The sequence below is a fragment of the Paenibacillus sp. genome, assembly GCF_048976745.1.
Lineage (GTDB): Bacteria > Bacillota > Bacilli > Paenibacillales > Paenibacillaceae > Paenibacillus.
This window is the reverse complement of record NZ_JBHGUU010000005.1, coordinates 211874-232841: the sequence shown is the minus strand read 5'-3', so window position 1 is coordinate 232841 and position 20968 is coordinate 211874. Positions and strand designations below refer to the sequence as shown.

Annotated in this window: 18 protein-coding genes; all 18 read left to right on the top strand. The window is 46.4% G+C overall.

The genetic code is table 11. The features are described from left to right. The 18 genes from ACE3K2_RS04805 to ACE3K2_RS04720 all read left to right on the top strand — a co-directional run bounded on the left by ACE3K2_RS04805 (position 1) and on the right by ACE3K2_RS04720 (position 20870). Positions 1-258: a DUF2577 family protein gene (locus ACE3K2_RS04805; protein ID WP_421887359.1), complete on the top strand. Its 258-nt coding sequence runs from the start codon at positions 1-3 to the stop codon at positions 256-258. Beyond that, positions 255-668 (top strand): DUF2634 domain-containing protein, encoded by a 414-nt coding sequence (locus tag ACE3K2_RS04800; protein ID WP_421887356.1) that lies wholly within the window; start codon positions 255-257, stop codon positions 666-668. Before ACE3K2_RS04805 ends, ACE3K2_RS04800 begins: the two co-directional genes overlap by 4 nt. Further along, positions 661-1719: a baseplate J/gp47 family protein gene (locus ACE3K2_RS04795; RefSeq protein ID WP_421887353.1), complete on the top strand. Its 1059-nt coding sequence runs from the start codon at positions 661-663 to the stop codon at positions 1717-1719. Before ACE3K2_RS04800 ends, ACE3K2_RS04795 begins: the two co-directional genes overlap by 8 nt. Next, a complete protein-coding gene (locus ACE3K2_RS04790) occupies positions 1716-2261 on the top strand; it encodes a putative phage tail protein (protein WP_421887350.1) in 546 nt (181 codons plus the stop codon). Before ACE3K2_RS04795 ends, ACE3K2_RS04790 begins: the two co-directional genes overlap by 4 nt. Further along, positions 2262-4646, top strand: a complete 2385-nt coding sequence (locus ACE3K2_RS04785) for a hypothetical protein (protein ID WP_421887347.1) — start codon at positions 2262-2264, stop codon at positions 4644-4646. A gap of 2 nt (positions 4647-4648) precedes the next feature. After that, entirely contained in the window at positions 4649-5269 is a 621-nt protein-coding gene (locus ACE3K2_RS04780; protein ID WP_421887344.1) for a hypothetical protein, read from the top strand. 2 nt (positions 5270-5271) lie between these two features. Beyond that, the gene (locus ACE3K2_RS04775) at positions 5272-5703 is read left to right on the top strand and encodes a hypothetical protein (RefSeq protein ID WP_421887341.1); all 432 of its coding nucleotides are present in this window, start codon (positions 5272-5274) and stop codon (positions 5701-5703) included. A 126-nt stretch (positions 5704-5829) separates the two neighbouring features. After that, complete coding sequence (locus ACE3K2_RS04770; RefSeq protein WP_421887338.1) at positions 5830-6270, top strand: hypothetical protein; 441 nt, start codon at positions 5830-5832, stop codon at positions 6268-6270. A gap of 54 nt (positions 6271-6324) precedes the next feature. After that, positions 6325-6462, top strand: coding sequence for a hypothetical protein (locus ACE3K2_RS04765; RefSeq protein ID WP_179088497.1), 138 nt, complete (start codon positions 6325-6327; stop codon positions 6460-6462). Between the two features lie 75 nt (positions 6463-6537). Then, entirely contained in the window at positions 6538-7035 is a 498-nt protein-coding gene (locus ACE3K2_RS04760; protein ID WP_421887335.1) for a phage holin family protein, read from the top strand. A 369-nt stretch (positions 7036-7404) separates the two neighbouring features. Then, on the top strand, positions 7405-8352 hold the full coding sequence (locus ACE3K2_RS04755; protein ID WP_421887332.1) for a glycoside hydrolase family 25 protein: 948 nt from the start codon (positions 7405-7407) through the stop codon (positions 8350-8352). Positions 8353-9294: 942 nt separating this feature from the next. Continuing rightward, the gene (locus ACE3K2_RS04750) at positions 9295-10944 is read left to right on the top strand and encodes an ABC transporter substrate-binding protein (RefSeq protein ID WP_421888342.1); all 1650 of its coding nucleotides are present in this window, start codon (positions 9295-9297) and stop codon (positions 10942-10944) included. Between the two features lie 222 nt (positions 10945-11166). Further along, complete coding sequence (locus ACE3K2_RS04745) at positions 11167-12171, top strand: ABC transporter permease (protein WP_421887330.1); 1005 nt, start codon at positions 11167-11169, stop codon at positions 12169-12171. Positions 12172-12211: 40 nt separating this feature from the next. Further along, the gene (gene nikC, locus ACE3K2_RS04740; RefSeq protein WP_253431493.1) at positions 12212-13111 is read left to right on the top strand and encodes a nickel transporter permease; all 900 of its coding nucleotides are present in this window, start codon (positions 12212-12214) and stop codon (positions 13109-13111) included. Between the two features lie 727 nt (positions 13112-13838). Beyond that, positions 13839-15719: a molecular chaperone HtpG gene (gene htpG, locus ACE3K2_RS04735; RefSeq protein WP_421887327.1), complete on the top strand. Its 1881-nt coding sequence runs from the start codon at positions 13839-13841 to the stop codon at positions 15717-15719. A gap of 691 nt (positions 15720-16410) precedes the next feature. Continuing rightward, positions 16411-17826 (top strand): deoxyguanosinetriphosphate triphosphohydrolase family protein, encoded by a 1416-nt coding sequence (locus tag ACE3K2_RS04730; RefSeq protein WP_421887324.1) that lies wholly within the window; start codon positions 16411-16413, stop codon positions 17824-17826. Between the two features lie 21 nt (positions 17827-17847). Beyond that, positions 17848-18873 carry an MsnO8 family LLM class oxidoreductase gene (locus tag ACE3K2_RS04725; RefSeq protein WP_421887322.1) on the top strand — a complete coding sequence of 342 codons (1026 nt, stop codon included), beginning with the start codon at positions 17848-17850 and terminating at the stop codon, positions 18871-18873. A 284-nt stretch (positions 18874-19157) separates the two neighbouring features. Beyond that, positions 19158-20870, top strand: coding sequence for a HAMP domain-containing methyl-accepting chemotaxis protein (locus ACE3K2_RS04720; RefSeq protein WP_421887320.1), 1713 nt, complete (start codon positions 19158-19160; stop codon positions 20868-20870). Positions 20871-20968 lie beyond the last annotated feature (98 nt).

Below are 20968 nucleotides of genomic sequence, written 5' to 3'. Positions count from 1 at the left end.
ATGATGTTGGACGTGATTAAAAAGGCGGCGGTGGCCGCTGTAGATGCCAAGTCTCCCGTTCAGGTAATGTACGGAAGCGTGACAAACACACAGCCTATGGAGATCACCGTTGAACAACGGCTGGCATTGGCTGAACCTTTTCTGGTACTACCGGAATCCGTAGTGAACAAAGCTTGGACCGTGGGTGACCATGTTTTGTTGTTACGTGTTCAAGGCGGAGACAGCTTTGTCGTGCTGGATCGGCTGGTGAATCCATGATTCCACAGGGTGCGCAGATTAGTACAGAAGATCAGGAAGAGGCTGCTGTGCTTCCAAGTCTGACGTATGTGTTTCAAGCTTCAGGACAGCGAATTGGAAGGCTGCAACTGGATGGAAAAGATGCGGTAAAACAGGCGGTGTATAAAGCGTTGTCCACACGCCGCTACGAGCATCTGATCTATTCTTCGGATTACGGTATGGAATGGTCCTGGGAAGGAATGGCCGGGAGATCCATGGTTGAATCGGAACTGGAACGCTGGATTCGCGAAGCGTTGCTTCCGGATGATCGCATTTCGGATGTAACCGAGTTCGATTTTGTCCACGAGGCTGATGGGGTACGGTTGTCTTTTACCGTGGAAACGGATTTTGGTAGCTTCAGGGAAGAGACGGAGGTGAACATGAATGTATGAACAACAGACGTTTGAAGTCATTTTAAATCGAATGCTGGACAGGGTACCGGATGGTGTGGATAAACGTGAAGGCAGCATTATCTATGATGCGCTTGCGCCAGCGGCAGTGGAAATGGCTCAGATGTATATCGAGCTGGATGTGAACGCCAATCTGAAGTTTGCGGATACAGCTTCTGGAGAGTATCTGGATCGCGCGGTGGCTTGGTCTGGCATTAGCCGAAAGGCGGCCACGAAGGCACGTTGGGTTGGCAGTTTCCGGGATAATGAAGGTAAGCCTGTTGAGGTTGCTTTGGAGAGTCGTTTTTCCACGGGGGATCGGGTGTATGTTGTTGTGGAGCACGTCGCGGCAGGGCAATATGTGTTGGAATGTGAGGTAGCGGGAGCGGAAGGTAATGAATATACGGGGGCACTGCTGCCCATCGATTATATTGCTGCTCTTACCATAGCCGAATTGACACAGTTGCTGGTTCCTGGCGAAGACGAGGAAACGGACCGGGCCCTTAATGACCGATATCAGGATAAAGTATCCCGTCCGGTCACGAGTGCCAACAAATATCAGTATGAATTATGGGCACGGGAAAACTCCGGGGTTGGCAAAGCGAAAGCTTTTCCACTATGGGATGGTCCAGGTACAGTCAAAGTGGCATTGTTGAATAATGAAATGCAAACACCTGCTGAGGCGGTCATTGAGGCAGTTCAGGAATATATCGATCCAACCCAGGATGGAATGGGCGAAGGTGCAGCTCCAATCGGACCCGTGGTCACAGTAGTGGGAGCGGAAGAAGTTCCTATCGATGTTGAGGTGCAGGTCACGCTTGCTTCTGGTTCAACGTACGAGGGCGTGAAGACACTGATTGAAACGGGAGTTACGGCGTATCTGAAAGAACTGGCTTTTGCCGATCCGTTAGTTCGTTGGACACGGATTGCGAATGTCATTCTGGATATTCCGCCTGTGATCGATTATAGCGATCTGCTGGTGAACGGTGGTATGTCCAATCTGGAGATCGCCCCCGGCGCAGTAGCCGTTCTTGGGACGGTGAAGGTGACATGAGTAAAGCAGAGGTATTAATGACTCTTTTGCCCCCGTTGTATGAAAATGTGCTGGAGATGCAGCTTCTCACAGAGACCGAAGGTGTTGAGCTGGACAAGCTTACGGTGGGTTTGGAAAGTGTGCTGGACCAATTCTACCCTGAGTCTGCGACCTGGGCATTGGAACGTTATGAGCGGGATTTGCAGATTCCTACGAATCAAGCCAAGCCAGAAGACCAGCGGAGATCCGTAATCATTTCCAAGATGCGCGGCAGCGGCAAAGTCTCTGGCTCGATGCTCAAAAACGTGGCGCAGGCCTATGAAAGTGGCGGGATTGATGTATCCGTTTTGCCCGAAGAATACTTGATCCGAATCCGCTTCATCGACACATGGGGCCTACCGCCCAATCTGGATGATCTGAAGGCAGCGATTGAGGACATCAAACCGGCACATATGACCGTGGACTACCGTCTACGGTATTTGACGATTGCGGAGGTTGAAAGCATGACGCTGGAGGAGATCGAACATACTCGACAGGATAAATTTGCAGGAGGTGGAGCATAGATGAATGAACCAAAAACACCAAATTTGGGGTTGAATAAGATTGACCGATCCTCGCCATCGATGACCTATTTTGATCTGGACAAGTATTTGGATCAGAACTGGGAGAAGGTTGATGAGGGTGTAGGGCAAGTGGGAGAAAAGGCTGAGGAAACCGCGGCACAGGTGAGCAGTATTCAGGAGCGGTTGGATACGGAGAAGCGCAGATCCGTGACATTGGAGCCGGGATTGCAAATTTTTAATGCGAAGCGAGCCTCGGCGCTTAAGTTGGAAGGCTTGAAGGGCAGGACGTTGGTGAACTTGTTGGGGCGGAGGGGCAACGGTGAATCCTTATCTGGGCTTCCTGTAGCTACCAATTCAGCTACCATTGCATTAGATTCTATGACAAAAGAATTAGGAACATCCTCTTTCAAGATAACAGCTACAGGATCAGAATCGACGGAACATTACGTTGACCTTGCAGTTTTGGACGTATTAGTGGGGGCTTGTTACGTGCTTATAGCTAAGGCTAAGCCAGACGCTAAAGCTAATGGACGGTTAATGGCGTATGGAATAGTAGACGAAAGTCCGTCTGACTTTTTCCCTGAGTCAAACCTTGCAGGTGCTAGTGATAGATATAACACCTTATTCTTAAGGTTTAATCCTGTAACGGCAAAGAAGGTAATGGTTAGATTGCAAGTGCCTAATTCCAGTGGAGATGCATTATATGTTCCAGATGGACAAATGGTTAATTACGACTCAATTAGGCTTTATAGAATTACTCCGGGGGAATACCACGCACTAAGCAACATGACGCCTGAACAGATAAATGCTAAGTATCCTTACGTTGATAGCGTTCAACCTGTTCGAAATCCGTACGCTATTCGTTATGGAGAGAATTTGTTGCCGACTTTTATGGATTGGAAAAATATTGCCGGAACAACTAAAGTAATTAACTCCCCGTACAATCTTGAAATTAATAACCCAAACAACGGGGACGATGTCCAATATTACTTTAATTGTTCCAAGGGAGACGTATTTACGCTATCCGTTGATCATACGGGCCGAATTGGGGTTAATGCTTGGGACATCAACGGTAACACTATCGGAACAAGTTCAGTCGTTCCTTATACATCCAGCCAAAGCACAACTTTCACAATGCCAGCTGAAACTGTAAGAGCGTCTATACACTTCGGTAATATCGAATCGGATGGAAAATACCTTGCAACGTGTTCCTTTAAAAATCCGATGCTTACGTTCGGCACGTCAGCCAAACCATTTAAACCGCGCAAAGACGTCATGCTCGCATTACAAACGAATCTATACGCTGATCCATTAACCGGGGCGAATGCTGACGAAGTGTTCGAGAAGGACGGCCAGTATTTCAAGGTTAAGAAGTGGCAAAAGGTTGATTTTGAGGGGAGCAGAATTACAAGCACTATCTTGGGCAACAAATCCGGATTTAAAACGCTATACCCTAAGTTAGAAGGCGCCAATTATGGCTATTCTTCTATATCAGCGTCTGCCGCTGTTAAATACGATGGGAAAATCTTAACGTGGGGATCTCACGAGGCAATTGCAGATGGATGGGCGATTGACAAACTCAATAATAATTTTGCAATTTCCGTTTCCAACGCAGACAGCGGATGGGGAGACGCATACACGCCGACAGTAAACGAGATTAAGGCGTATTTCATGGGTTGGACGATGCGTAACATGAGCGCCAGTACTTACAATGATCCGACAAACGCGTCACAAAAAACATGGACACCGATAGGATACTCACCTCCGGCCAACTGGAATAGCACATGGGCGCATTTAAGAACATCAGTACCAGTAAACGAGAGTTCTCCCTCTATTAAAGATGGGACAATTTCGTCATACCAGCTTGTATATCAACTTGTAACGCCAACTGTCGAGCGGATCACATCAGAAGGACAATTGACGTTATTCGAAGGCAATAACCAAGTTGAAGTCGGAACGGGTTTGGTGGTAAGAGAACTCGCTAATCCTATTAAATTCACCAATTATGACATTAACACGGGGAAGACAATGGGGAACGCCACTGTATACGCGGTCAGGAAATGGATCGCTCTTTACAAAAATGGACGTATTGAGCCCACGGGATGGGGCGTATTTGAAGGACATGATAACGGAAAGGCACTGGCTATATACTCGCATGGATTCGATCCGTCAGCCACTTACACTGTTACGTACCTGATGCTGGGCACGTCTCCGGCTACTTCATTCGTCGGATTGGTAACCGAGAACGAAAAGGCGTTGCTTACGGATCTGAACGAAGTCGTACAACAAAATGCAGCGCGTGTATCCGTGACGGAAAAGGCGCTATATGATGCCATTAAAATCTTGATGCAACAATATAAACGAAACGTTTGGGGGTCGATTTAATAATGGAAGAGATTCCAAAAATGTTGTACCAAAGCGTGTTACCTACAATTTCGACAAGTGTTTACACTGCACCTCAAGGGAAGTATACGGCAATTAAATCTATATTCTTGACCTGTTTAGCTAACGGAACTGATCGCACATTTAGTTTGGTAGTTGGGGGTATTACTGTTGCTTATAATCACACTATTAAGTCATTTAAGACTTTATTTCTTGACGACTTAAACATCTTCTTACTTCCGGGCGAAACCATACAAATTCATTGCCCCGGGGGTAACATGATCGCACAAATAAGCGGGATGGAAATGGAATACATTCCTTCCGAATTTCCTTATACTAAGGTCAGTGGAAGCATTCCTTCGGTTACTTCAGCTACTATATTAAATCCCGACTCAGCTTATGATTGGGTAATTAAGTCATTGATAATTACAAATCCTAATATAGCTGATAGAGAAATAGTAATTCAATGTGAAGGCTTTTCAATTTTGTATAGATATACCTTAAGGCCTTACGATACGTTAATCGTTCCCTTACCTAAGTTTTTGATTCCGAAGGGACAAAAAATAAATGCTTATAATATATCAGGCGGAGCAGTATTCGGAATTGTGGCTGAAAGGGTGGTGTAGTAATGCCGTTAATGGATAATTACTTGCTAGATAATCACTTGATTGATGGGCCTGTCAATGGCGTAGTCTCGCAAGACGGCCCTAACATTGTCGGTTTTCATACCGGGAACAAATCGACAAGCTCAACATCTTTTGTGAAACTAAAATCGGTGAAGGTTAATTTTCCCGGCGTGTATAGGTGGGAACAACTTTTTAATACTTCATCTTCTGGAGGAGTAGCGATACTATATGTCAACGGAGCACAAGTAACTGGGGTTAATTCAGTAGGAATACCAGCGGCAGGCGGCACTTTTAGCCAAAGTGTTAATGTTAATGCAGGCGATACAATAGATTTGATGGCGAGGACTAACGTTTCTACCAGTGCTTTTAACGCTATAGGAACGTCTAATCTTTACTCTTCGTTACTTAATATTACTGATTGGATTTTGAGTTGAGGAATTAAACAAAAATGAGAGATAGAAACAAAGGGAGAAGGGGGGGACGTTGTGAGCTGTGACAGCTTATAGCGCATAATCATTTTCGACATATCAAAAAAATGAATCACGAAAGGTAGTGGAAAAATGAACGAACAATTACCGAAAAATAAGATCGGTATGAAGGTTTACTACGACTTGCAATCCGGGAACGTAATCGTTATTACACCAGAGAGCGCCGGGATTGTTGTTGAAACGACAAGAGAGCAGGATTTCAAGTTGTATAAAGCATTGGACGACAAGGTGCCCGATAGCGTCGGTATGATCCAGTTGGAACACGGCGCACACATGTTGGATCGTGCTGAAGGCGGTATGATTGCACGCGTTGATCTGGAAACATTGGAACCACTCTTTGACTACCCGGCAAAACCCGATGAAGTACCACAACCGCCTGCCATTTCATTTACGTCTCAAATTGCCGAATTGGGGGCAGAAAATCAGCGATTGCGTGAAGAAAACAACACGAATCAGTTGGCACTCATGGAATTGCACATGCTGCTGCTTAACTTGATGCCTGATGCGGGATAAACTTGCAAGATTGTTAATCCGTTGGCCTGTAACATTCACGAAAGGGGGGAGAATATGTTGGCTGTATATGTAATGATGATTCATAAAGGATTGATCGGTATTGACGATGTTCCGACTGCAAACGGTAATCGTGATAAAGTGAAGGCTGCTCTGGAAACAGCAGGGATGGACCAAAACGGAAGTATTGTGTAACAAGCGTTCCGAATACGGAGCGCTATTTTATTACCTTTTGGGGCAGTTATCACAAAAATTAAAGGAGGTGAAACAATGGAACGATGGGACACCCTATGGAAATGGGGGATCGCACTAATGAGTAGCTCAGTAACCTACTTTTTCGGAGGTTGGTCAGGCGTGCTCGGCGTACTACTTGTGTTCGTCATCCTCGATTACCTAACCGGTATCGCGGCTGCGGGTATGAGTGGCAAGTTAGAAAGCAACATCGGCATGTTCGGCATCGCACGGAAGGTATTTATATTTGCAATGGTATCGGTGGCTCATCTGGTGGACGGTGTTCTGGGAGACGGACATTTGTTCAGGGATGCGGTCGCCTTTTTTTATATCGCAAATGAGTTGTTGTCCATTATTGAAAATGGGGGCAAGTTGGGCGCTCCGATTCCGCCTGTGATTCGGCAAGCCATTGAAGTGCTTAAAGGGAAAGGGGGATCCGGAGGGATCTCAGGTAACTATACTCCTGATTCCAGAGAATCTTTTGTACAGTCAGATCATGAGGACGTTGATCAACAGATTAGAGATGAAACGAAGTAAAAACTCAGCATTCATTCAAAATTTGTCCTGTGGCAAGATATAGAGCACTACAGAGTCGAAAGTCTGCACCATTAGCCTACAAGTAGTGAAAGAGACGCGGAATCGATTCTGAAGAAGCGGAGCGGTCGCCTTTGTCTCTAAATTTTAACCATTAGAATAATAAATCATAAAAATTTGGAGACAACAGCGATCATAAGAACGATCCGTATCTGGAACGATCGCGTACCGGCTTGATATTTTTTCTAATTGGATCGATACTCATTGAACATAGCTATTACCATCAACAAGGGACACGCACACAAGCAACCCCTGATCCAACCGCATTAACTATATACAAACGGCATTTGCCGCATAAAGGGTGTGAGAAACATGCAAACGAGAAGTTCGGGCAATACACAGGGCATTGACGTCTCCCGATATCAGGGCAGTATTGACTGGGCCAAAGTGAAGGCAAGTGGCATGACATTTGTATTCATCAAGGCAACCGAGGGACAGACGTACACCGATCCGAATTACCAGAAAAACGTAACAGGTGCACTGGCGGCGGGTATGCTGGTCGGAACATATCACTTCTTCCGCGCGACATCTACCGATGGTGCCAAAGCAGAAGCGGCGCATTATGCCAATACACTTAACAAAGTGGGAGGCGCCAAAGCGCTACAACTGCCACCCGTGATGGACTACGAGAACAACCCTGGCAACCTGAGCAAAGCGCAGATGAATACAGTTGCCAAAGCTTTTTTAACTGAATTACAACGTCTGACAGGTGTAAAACCGATCATATACACGGGCAATTCATTTGCCGGGAATTTTGACACATCACTCAGCTCATACGATCTGTGGATCGCACGTTACAGCAGCACCCGTGTACCAGACGACCAGCCGGCTTGGAAGCGTTGGACGTTCTGGCAGTATACGGATTCGGGCAAGGTGAATGGCATCAGCGGCAACGTGGATATGAATGAATTCGAGGGCACAGCGGCACAGCTCAGAGCAAGGTACGCAGCAGCCACTCCGAAACCACCGGAGCCAACCAATCCGACGAATCCAAGTCATCCGAATCCACCAACCGAACCACCGAAAGGGGGCGAACCGATGACAGCCGAAGAGAAAGCAGCGTTTGATGCGCTTAAGTCCCAGGTCGACAAACTGCAGGCGCGTCAGCAAATGGAAGTTCCAGTATGGGCGAAAGCAGCTGTGGATGCAGCGCTGGCATATGACACCAAGAATCCGTTGTTCAGCATCGATAATGGGGCGAGTTATGATTTTTACCGTTTTATTACCGTGATGCATCGCAGAGGTTTGTTTAAAAAGTGAGCTGATCCCTAGCAAATTAAAATATTGATTTTGTCTGAATGTGGATTGAGTGAGAAAGGAGCACAAGACGTTTTTTGTCGAACTGTGTTCCTTTTTTGTGTTTTGTGTAAGTGATATTGACGCATATAATAAAGTTGAATACTTATGTCTGTAAATCTCTTGTCTAATTGATTAATGTGATGTAAAGTAAGTTACACGAAATTGTTTTTCACCACAGTTTATTTACACAATCCTCCTCATCATGACAAAACCATAACATATGAAGTTATTGTAATGTCTCCCTGTTGTACAATCCAACATCTCAAGATGACTCGTTCATACGTTCTACACGTCCAATCTGCAATAGAAAACCACCCTAACAAACAACTTACACATCTAAACAACCTAGCCTATGTTGAGTTTCTTTCATCCGTATGGTAAACGAACGATACATAGTCCAGATCCCACACGCCATACTCAACATGACCCGCTCAACGAGCAGACTTTAAAGCGTACTTAGCAGCTTAGTACCCATATGCCCATCTATATTTTAAATCCACTGACTTAAACTTGTTCGTACCGGTTCATAACCATTTGCTGTTGCTAATTGACCTTAGTTCAAATTAATCGCAACAATCTCATTTCATTTCATTGCATAGATTCATCTCGCAAGATACTTCATTCGTTGGGTGCGTTTTCTTTTTCTATAAAAGAAATCATCCATATCCGTAATCCATGTGCATGACGATCTGACTTTTATTTATATCCATTATTCTGTCTCCCATGCTGTTTTTACATTTCATATATTTGCCTTACTTTTCCCGGAACTTTAATTCAGGTATCACAGGCACCTAAAGCCTTTCATTGATACAAGCAAGCACCGAACCAATGGCTATCATTGAAGTTTTTTCATGCCAGCATCACACACATTATGGGACAGGGAAGGGTGTTGTACGTATGCGAATGAGAAAGAAATGGCTATCCGGTTTTTTGACTCTGGCTTTGAGCACCGTCTTGGTGTTGTCAGGCTGCTCTAGCAATGAGGGGGCTGGGAATTCGCCTGCTCCGGCGGAGGGCAGCGAGCCACCAGCCGAAGTGACGGAAGCGCAGGATACGATGATTATGGGGCGTGGTGGGGATTCCGTAGCACTCGACCCGGCAATTGTAACCGATGGGGAGTCGCTGAAGATTGGACATCAGGTGTTTGATTCGTTGCTGGATTACAAGGAAGGCGGAACAGAGGTCGTTCCTGGACTGGCAGAGAGCTGGGAGATTTCGGCGGATGGACTCAAGTATGTGTTTAAGCTGAAGTCCGGTGTGAAATTCCATGATGGTACAGACTTCAATGCGGAGGCTGTTGTATTTAACTTCAACCGTTGGGGCAATCCGGCGAGTGAATATAAATTCGAGGGTGATTCCTTCGATTATTACGATTCCATGTTTGGTCCAGAGGACGGACGTGTGATCAAGGAAGTGAAGGCGACGGACGAGACTACGGTGGAGTTCACATTGAACCAACCACAAGCACCTTTCCTGCAAAATATTGCGATGACGCCATTTGGCATTGCCAGTCCAACCGCGATTCAGGAGAAAAAAGAAAACTTCAAAAGCGAGCCTGTGGGCACGGGCCCATTTGTATTCAAAGAGTGGAAGCGTAACGACTCCATCACACTGGAGAAAAACGCCGATTATTGGAAAGAAGGACTGCCGAAGCTGAACAAAGTAATCGTGCGTTCGATTCCGGATAACACGGCTCGCTTCAATGCCCTGCAAAACGGCGAGATTGATGTCATGGAAGACCTGAATCCGGACGATCTGTCCATCCTTGAAGGCAACAGCGAGTTGCAGAAGATCGAGCGTCCACCGTTCAATGTGGCGTATATCGGCTTTAACTTCAAGAAGAAACCATTTGATAATGTCAAAGTCAGACAAGCCCTCAATCATGCGGTGAACAAGCAGGCTCTTATTGATGCGTTTTTTGCTGGACAAGCTGAACCTGCTGTCAACCCGATGCCGCCAACGCTGTGGGGATACAACGATACCATTGAGGATTACCCATATGATCTGGAAAAAGCAAAAGCTTTACTGGCCGAAGCTGGCTTCCCTGACGGTTTGCCTGATCCGGTAACCTTCTATGCCATGCCGGTATCCCGCCCGTATATGCCTGATGGCAAGAAAGTAGCAGAAGCGATCCAGGCTGATTTTGAGAAAATTGGCGTGACCACCAACATTGAATCCCCAGAATGGGCGACGTATCTCGATGATGCCAAAGCCGGGGAGAAAGACGATATCTACATGCTCGGCTGGACGGGGGACAACGGGGACCCGGATAACTTCCTGTACACCTTGCTGGACAAAGACGCCATCCCAGGTAACAACCGCAGCTTCTATGTCAACGAAGAGTTGCATGTATTGCTGACAGATGCGCAAAAAGAAACAGATCAGGAGAAACGTGCCGAGCTGTACAAACAAGCACAGGTGATTATCAAGGAAGATGCACCGTGGATTCCACTCGTGCACACCACGCCAATTCTGGCGGGTAAATCAAACCTGAAAGGTTTTGTGCCATCTCCGCTGGGCAGTGAATCCTATGCCGGTGCCTACTTCGAATAATACAGACGTAAGCTGAACTTATCCATTTCAGGATACAGGAGTGTGCAGAATCATTCTGAAGAGGGCACTGCACTCGGAGTAATGAAGTGTAACTTCTTTCTTTCAAAGCGCTGGTGAGACGCAATGCTTGGCAGAACCCACATCCGGACGTAACTATCCAAAGCATGCGTTTCTGCCGGCGCTTTTTATTTTGCATGATATGTCGAAGGCAGGTGAACAGGATTGAACAGCTATATTGTCAAACGTGTGCTTGTGTTGCTGCCCGTACTGCTGGGCATGACCCTGATTGTCTTTTCCATCATCCACGCCATTCCGGGTGACCCGGCCGAGACCATCCTTGGGCAAAAGGCAACCGAACAATCCAAGCAAGCCTTGCGTGACCAGCTTGGACTGGATAAACCCTGGTTCCAGCAATATTTCGCCTATTTGGGCGATTTGCTTAAAGGCGATCTGGGGACATCCATCCGCACCAAGGTGCCTATTGCCCAGGAAATTGTGCCTTATCTGACAGCAACCCTTGAATTAACGATGGCAAGTATGTTGTTTGCTGTCATTATTGGGGTGAATTCCGGGATTGTCAGTGCATGGAAGCACAATTCCTGGTTTGATTATTGCTGTATGGTCATTGCTCTAGTGGGTGTATCCATGCCAATCTTCTGGTTAGGTCTGATGGAACAATGGCTGTTTGCGAACAAGTTGCAGTGGCTGCCGTCCATTGGACGCATGAATGCACGAGATCCGGTGGAAGCAATTACGGGCTTGTATGTGCTGGATACGATGATCGCTGGACAATGGAGTCAGTTATGGACCGTAACGAAACATTTGATACTCCCGAGTATTGCGCTTGGTACGATTCCAATGGCCGTTATTGCCCGGATGACCCGTTCCAGCATGCTGGAAGTGATGAGTTCCGATTACATTCGTACTGCGAAAGCCAAGGGACTGGGGCCGTTTTTTGTTGTATATAGACATGCACTCAAAAATGCGTTTATTCCCGTGCTTACGGTGATTGGCATCCAAACCGGATCGTTGCTCGGGGGTGCGGTGTTGACCGAAACGATCTTTGCTTGGCCGGGCGTGGGACGGTATATATATGAAGCGATTAGTTCGCGTGACTATCCGGTGATCCAGAGTGGCATTCTGATCGTGGCATTCTTTTTCGTGGTGATTAACCTGATTGTGGACTTGCTCTATGCTGTGTTCGATCCTCGTATCAGTTATAAATAGCGAATTCATCATTCATTCATATCAAGGAAGGAGACGCCGCATGGCCAAATTATCGACCAATACCGGACCCTCCATTGATGCTGCAACAGCGAGCACATCTGGTCCATGGCGTGAAGCGTGGAGAACGTTTCGGAAAAATCGGCTTGCGCTTGCAGGTCTGATTATTATCGTGTTTTTTATCCTGTTAGCCTTCCTCGCGCCATACATTGCACCTTACGATTACAAGGAACAGGTGCTGGTGGATCGGCTTCAGGCTCCTTCGGCAGAGCATTGGTTTGGTACCGATGATCTGGGACGTGACGTGTTTTCCAGAGTGCTGCATGGGGCCCGTATTTCCTTGTGGGTGGGCTTTTTCTCTGTCATTGGTTCTATTATTGCGGGGACACTGCTTGGTCTGATTGCCGGATTTTATGGAAAATGGGCGGACATGCTCATCTCGCGTCTGTTTGATATCTTGCTCGCCTTTCCAGGGATATTGCTGGCCATCGCCATTGTGGCGATACTGGGACCATCGTTACAAAATGCACTGCTCGCCATCGCTATCGTGAACATCCCGACGTACGGAAGATTGGTGCGTTCACGGGTACTTAGCTTGAGACAGGAGGAATTCATTACGTCGGCGCGGACACTCGGAGCAGGCAACGGGCGAATCTTGTTTCGCCATATCTTGCCCAACAGCCTTACTCCGCTGATCGTGCAGGGGACACTCGGGATTGGGACGGCGATTATCGAAGCGGCTGCACTCGGATTTCTGGGCATGGGCGCTCAACCACCCGACCCGGAATGGGGTAAAATGCTATCGGACTCCCGTCAATTTATACAAAAAGCACCGTGGACACTCATCTTTCCCGGCGTTTCCATCATGTTGACTGTCCTCGGCTTCAACCTCATGGGCGATGGACTACGCGATACCCTTGATCCAAAAATGGCCAAAAAGTAGAATTTTCTACGATACCAACGGATACATTCAATCTTTCACCATGCCGGTTCGAACTTTGGTTCGAGGCGGCTTTTGTTTTACCTGCCGGATTACGTTAAAATGATTGATGATGTGCAAAAGTTAAGGGTTATTCGATCTTTTTGTTAAAATAACCGCCTGCGTATTGACACCCAATTTTCCCATATGTTATATAAAAGGAAGGGTTTAGCACTCCGATCATTAGAGTGCTAACAATTGATGTTTTTACTATACGTCTACATATGGAATGATTCGTTTTTGAAAATGGATAAAGTTGGCCTCGGGATTATGTTCGAGTGAAGTCTGGGGAATATTCCTGAAATTGAAATGTATCTCCTGCTCATGAATATGCCATTTGAAAATGTCTTAGCATCATGAGTTGTTTGTCGGAGCACCTAGGTAGTGAAGGGGACGGAATCGATTCTGAAGAAGCGAAGCGTTCGCCTTTATTCCCGAATTTCTCCCTACTTTAAAGGGAATCAAAGAAATTTGGGAATAACAGCGATCAAAAGAACGATCCGTAACCGTAACGGCCACTAGAGAACGACAATAACTGAAGTGCTGAGTTTGAAAAGGGTATCCAATACCTAGGTGAACAATCGATTGGAAGGTTTTCGAGCGACGTAAACTTTGCATGTAGAATTCAGAGGCTACTTTCTATTTTCAATCCAATCATTCGATATCCAATCTGAAAGGAGTCCAACTATTCATGGCTAAAAAAGAATTCCAGGCAGAATCCAAACGTTTGCTGGATATGATGATCAACTCCATCTACACCCAAAGAGAAATCTTTTTGAGAGAATTGATCTCCAACTCCAGTGACGCCATTGATAAAATTTATTACAGAGCACTGACAGACGATTCACTCGTTTTCAACAAAGAGGATTACTTCATCAAGCTCACCATCGACAAAGAAAACCGCACGCTCACACTGACGGATACCGGAATCGGGATGACGCAGGAAGAGCTGGAGAACAATCTGGGCGTGATCGCGAAGAGTGGTTCCCTGGCGTTCAAGAAGGAAAATGAAGCCAAAGACGGTCATAACATCATCGGACAATTCGGGGTTGGTTTCTACTCGGCATTTATGGTGGCGGACAAGCTGACCGTAACGAGTAAAACGCTGGGCAGCGACGAGGCTTGGAAATGGGAGTCCGAAGGCGCGGATGGATACACCATCACACCAGCTGAGAAAGACTCCGTAGGTACAGAGATCGTCCTGACGATTAAACAGAATACCGAAGAAGATTCGTATGACGAATTTTTGGAAGAGTACCGCCTGAGATCCATCATCAAGAAATACTCGGACTTCATTCGCTACCCGATCAAGATGGATGTAACGGGTCAACGTCCGAAAGAAGGTACGGAGAACGAGTTTGAGGAATACCAAGAAGAACAAACCGTGAACAGCATGGTGCCGATCTGGCGTAAAAATAAAAGCGAACTGACCGAAGAGGATTACAATAACTTCTATATGGAAAAACGCTACGGTTTTGACAAACCGCTCAAACACTTGCACATCAGCGCAGATGGCGCAGTGGTATACAATGCAATCCTGTTTATTCCGGAGAATACGCCGTTTGACTACTATACGAAAGAGTATGAAAAAGGCCTTGAACTCTACTCCAACGGTGTACTGATCATGGATAAATGCGGGGATCTGTTGCCAGATTACTTCGGATTTGTTAAAGGTATGGTGGATTCCGAAGACCTGTCCCTGAACATTTCCCGTGAGATGTTGCAACATGACCGTCAGCTTAGCCTGATCGCGAAGAACATCAAGAACAAAATCAAGAGCCAACTGCAAAGCCTGCTGAAGGACGAGCGTGAGAACTACGAGAAGTTCTACCAAGCGTTTGGCCGTCAGTTGAAATATGGTGTATACAGTGACTATGGTGTGAACAAGGATACATTGCAGGATCTGCTGCTGTTCACGTCTTCCAAAGAGAGCAAACTCGTGAGCCTGGACGAGTACGTCTCCAGAATGCCGGAAGATCAGAAGTACATCTACTATGCATCTGGCGAATCCATTAGCCGTATTGAGAAGTTGCCGCAGATCGAGGGTGTTCTTGAGAAAGGGTACGAAGTATTGTACTTTACCGATGACATCGACGAGTTCGCCATCAAGATGATCACGAACTACAAGGAGAAAGAATTCAAATCCATCTCCAGTGGTGACCTGGGTATCGAAGATAGCGCGGACAAAGAGGAAACGGACGCTCAGGACAACGACAACAAAGAGTTGTTTGAAGCGATGCAAGCTCAATTGGCGGGTAAAGTCAAAGCGGTTAAAGCTTCCAAACGTCTCAGAAGCCACCCGGTATGTTTGTCCACTGAAGGTGAGCTGACGATTGAAATGGAGAAAATCCTGAAAGCTATGCCGAACAGCGAAAACGTACAAGCCGACAAAGTGCTGGAAATCAACGTGAATCACGATGTTTTCAAATCGTTGAAAGACGCTTTCGCACAGGATCAGGAAAAACTGAACCTTTACACAAGCCTTTTGTACCATCAGGCATTGCTGATTGAGGGACTGCCAATTCAAGATCCAGTAGAGTTCACCAACGATATCTGTAAGGTTATGGTGTAAACTCCCATCGTACAAAGGTGCGATAATATCCTTGATGCAAAAATTCACACCGCTTCAAGACATAAATGGCGTGAGCATTAAGGCTAGAAGTTAAATTACTTCAATGCATCTACCATATTCATCCGACAGGGCATTTCCGTCCTGTCGGTTTTTGTTTTTTTACCCACAACGGGGTGGGCGTGGGGGAGACAGATTATCATTGCAGCGATGGATAAGGATGAACATTCAATGTTTTTTTTAGCCTTTCAAAGTTTTGAAGAATTCTCACTCTATAGGGAATGTAATGTCATTTAAATTGGGAGTGAATCAAACAGCAAAAGTAGTGAAGGAGACGGAATCGATTCTGAAGAAGCGAAGCGTTCGCCTTTGTCTCCGGGTTTTCCCCTTATTAAAGGGAATTCAGAAAACCTGGAGACAACAGCGATCATAAGAACGATACGTAACCGGAACGGCCACGCCAACTGTAGCATGCACTTTTTTTCATATTAAGTCACGATAGTGAATTTCAATGTTAATCATGATCATTTAGATGCACGAATGATAGTCTGGCAGGGTATAATAAAAGAATAGGACTGTTTATTACAAGTTGATGTAAGAAGAGATGACAATCGCAGACAGGTTTTACTTTTCGAAACCACAGATGTTGTGTATAATCACTCAAAATAGAGACAGTCGGCTAGGAGTGATCCCCATGCAATGGAACGATCTGAGAGAACATAGACAATATCCTGAATTAACCAAATTGGATGGATCTCGTGCAGCATACGAACGGGACTATTCCAGACTCATTCATTCACCGACCTTCCGTCGGTTACAAGGCAAATCACAGGTGTTTGGCGCAGGAACGGGTGATTATTATCGTACACGTTTGACCCATTCCCTGGAGGTGGCACAGATTGCCCGCGAGGCTGCCCGTAGCCTGATTCGTCGTTTTCCCGAGGTGGACTGGGACCGTGCGGACAACCCTGGTCTTATCATTGATTCAGAAGTGGTGGAGTGCGCTGCAATCGCACATGATTTCGGTCACCCGCCATTTGGACATAAAGGTGAAGAAGTGTTGGATGGTATTTTGGATGACCTCATCAACACCGAAGCTAAGAAAATCATGAAAAAAAGCCGCAGTGCCAAGGTTCCCAAGGTAGAATCTGAAGTCCGTGCCGAGTTGAAACGGAAATACGAGCATTTTGAAGGCAACGCGCACAACTTCCGCCTTATTATGCACTTGGAGAAGCGTGAAGATATCGATGGACTGAACCTGTCTGATGCGGTATTGCTTGGAATCAACAAGTATCCGTACCCTGGCACGGAGAGCAAAAAAGGTATGTATCATCATGAGTGGCAATATATCCGTGAGATTCGTGATCGCTGGAACGTGCCGACAGGCAAGAAGACACTGGAAGCGCAACTGATGGACCTTTGCGACGATATTGCGTACTCCTCACATGACCTGGAGGATGGTATCAAAGCAGGGAAAATTGAAGTCCATGAGCATTTCCTGCAAGATCCGCATGTGAATCGACTGATTGTGGATAAGATTACAACGCTGGAGGATCTGTTCTGGAACGGGTGGACCCGAGAAGCGATTGGGCAAAAGGTAGAAGAGGTCCTCGCTTCGTTCCTGCGTATCTGGAATGAGAAGATGCCGTTCTGTGAGCATGATTATTCGCGTACCCGCCGTGAGGTCAAAGCCTACTGGGTGAGCTTTTTTGTAGGTAGCCTGGGTGTTATTGACGATGGCGACTGGAAGAAGGTAACCTTTGTCCGTGAGGGAGCTGAAGACCTTGACATGCTGCGTACGGTGAGTGTGCTCAAGAGTTTTGCCTGGGTGACCATGATTCGTGACCTGCGTGTGCAGCGGCTACAGAAGCGAAGTGAGTGGATGATTAAGCGACTATGGGATGCATTCCTCGATCCAGAAACGTCTCAATCCATTATTCCATCTGACTGGCTGCAACGGTATGAGAAGGATCAGGCCAAAGCCCAACCAATCTGGACTTGGGAACATATGGTGATTGATTATATTGCAGGAATGACGGATGCATTTGCCGAGAAAATATATAATGAACTTTACGGTCTGAAGGTGGGTTCCATCTACGATCTGGATTAAAACTAACCGATATAAAGGGAGATGAGACGCGTGGCTAAGCGAATGAGTGAGACGTTTAATCTGGGCGTACTTGACCTTGTTCCAAGGTTAAACGATGCCACAGCGGAACAGGCACTTCAACAATCGGTGACACTTGCGCAACATGCTGAGGCTTGGGGATACGCCCGATACTGGACATCAGAGCATCATGATATGGCTGAACTGGCATCGGCATCTCCCGAAGTACTGTTATCTCACATCGGAGCAAGGACAACAACAATTCAACTTGGCTCTGGTGCGGTCCTTTTACCCCATTACAGCCCGCTCAAGGTTGCAGAGTCGTTCCGTCTGCTGGCTGCGCTCTATCCGGGGCGCATTGAGCTTGGGCTTGGACGTGCTCCTGGCGGTGGACCTCATGCAACGATGGCACTCAGTGGCAATTACTTGCAACATGTGTCCAAGCTGCCCGAATCAATCGCAGCACTGACAGAACTGCTTGAAGACCGATATACCTACGAGGATCATCCCGTGACAGCCCGTCCGATTCCCCAGCTCCCGTTATCGCTCTGGATGCTGGGAACAAACGTGAAGAGCGCAGAATTTGCGGCACGGTTTGGCATGGGATATGTCTTTGGTCAATTCATGAGTGATGCCGATGGTACAGAGGCTGTAAGGCGATACCGAGAAGGATTTATTCCTAGTGCAACGATGAAGAAACCTGAGGTTATGGTGGCAATCAGCGTATTGTGTGCCGAGTCAGAGGCGGATGCTTTGGACTGGAGTCGTGAGATGGCGGAGAGACGCAAGGCTGAAGGGAAAGAACGTTCAACCGAGCGCAGTACAAGTAGTATCGAGGTCTCCCGCACCAATGATGCAGCCAGTGCTGATCCTAACGAAGAGGCGCGTCACTATGCAGGTACAGCGGAGAAGGTATGGGATCGATTGCAACAGGTGAGTCGCAAGCTGGATACGGATAGGTTGCTTCTGGTTACGGCAGGACCAGATTATGAGCGCAGGCTGGATTCTTATCGATTACTGGCTGATTATAAGACAGCAATCGGGAAGTAGGCCGATCAATTTATGATGCAAGCCGTTGAAATCTGAACAAACCGAAGAACTGTTGATTGGGAATTTACCGTATGCTACAGATCTTCGGTTTGACTTTGCTAAGATTCAACAAACTTTTACAAAGTTAAGCATCTTAATAACAAAATAATGTTATAATACTTTACGTCTATTTTCCTATCGATATAATATAGATAAGTTCTTTTGACAAGAGGTCAAAAGAAGGGGAAAACAATGACAAAAGCACCTGAATTCGGGATGACCGAAGGGGTCAAGGGGGAAATCATATGTTCAGCAGATTTAAGATCAAGAGTATCGGTCTGCGTATCAGCATCGCGTTCTACTTGTTAATCCTCTGTTTGATTATTTTAAGTGTCACGATTGTCACCCGGATGAATTCAATTGAATCCAACACCAATGAAATCACGAACAATTGGATGCCCTCTATTCAGCAAATTAACCGGTTAAACTATACCACAGAACATGTTCTGTCATTAAGTTATCGTCATTTTGACGCGGAGGAAACCGAAAAGGCATCTTTGTCAGAAGAGCGTACCAAGTATATTCGTGAAACAACGCAGGCGATTAAGATCTATGATCAGCAGGAGAAGTCTCCGGAAGAGCTCGAACATTGGACTGCGTTCAAGAACAAATGGGAAGCGTATCTCAAGATTAATACGCAATCGATCAAGCTGAGTGATGAGGGTCAGACACAGCTGGCGAAGGAAGTATCGGATAAAGGTGCTGATTCTTTTGACACCATGCAAGTCGATCTTGATTATCTCGTGGAATACAATCAGGAACAGTCCAATCTTGCGGCGGCCCAAACGATCAGATCGGTGCAGGATGGTAGATTAATCATTATTATCGGTGTTCTTATCATGATTGTTATTACAGCGATCAGTATTCCGATTATTCGTTCACAGGTCGTGAAACCACTGCTACGTGTCATTAGTGCAGTGAAACTGATTGCAGAAGGCCAATTAAATGTTCAGGATATACATACCAAACATGAAGATGAAGTCGGTGTTCTGGCCAAAGCAGTGAATGACATGAAAGGTAACCTGACTTCCATGGTTCTGAGCGTCAGACGAATTGCCGAAGCTGTCAATCGGCAGAGTGGAGAACTGGCAATTTCGTCCGAAGAGGTTAAGATTGGTAGTCGCCAAATTGCTGTGACGATGGAAGAGTCAGCGAAGGCAGCGGAGAGTCAGGCCGAGACCGCTGTGGAATCAGCCCGTACGGTTGAAGCGTTGAATGATCACATTCAGAACCATACCGAACAAGGCAGCCAGCTGCGCGTCATGTCGGATCTTGTACTGGAGCAAGGAATGAATGGTCGCAAGGCGATGGAACAGTCCGTACAGCAGATGCAACAGATTTCCGGTTCAGTCTCAACTTCCATGAACAAGATGGAACGATTGAATCGTAAAAATGAAGATATTTCCAAGCTGGTTCAGGTCATTCATGACATTGCACGTCAAACCAATCTGCTGGCATTAAATGCCTCCATTGAGGCAGCACGTGCGGGAGAGAGTGGACGCGGATTTGCCGTAGTGGCATCCGAAGTACGGAAGTTATCTGAAGCTGTGCAGACTTCGGTTGAAGAGATCACGGCGATAACCGAGGATATTCAGCAGGAGTCCCAAGGGGTGGTCGCGGAATTGCGCACAGGTGTTCAGGAGACTGAGTTAGGTCAGGAACATGTGCTTGCCTCTGGTCAACTCTTCCGTACGATTAATGAATCGGTGGAAGGCATGGTTGGAGTCATCAGCACCATGACAGATGGCCTCGCAGGCATGCAGGAAGCAAGCGGACGAATGAATGATTTCAGTCAGCAGATTTCCGCTGTTTCGGAGCAATCGGCAGCGAGTGTGGAAGAAGTTTCTGCATCGGCGGAAGAGCAGGTAAGTTCCATGGAGACGATCAGCGGCAATATTCAAAGTCTGAAAGAATTATCGGAAGATTTGCTTACATCCATTGAAAAATTAAAAATCTAACCTTCTTCTTATAATAGAAGAAACTGGACTTGTGCAGGCAGGAATTTGGTGAGAGTCTCAAAATAAAGTAAGGTGTTCCTCAATAATGGGAACACCTT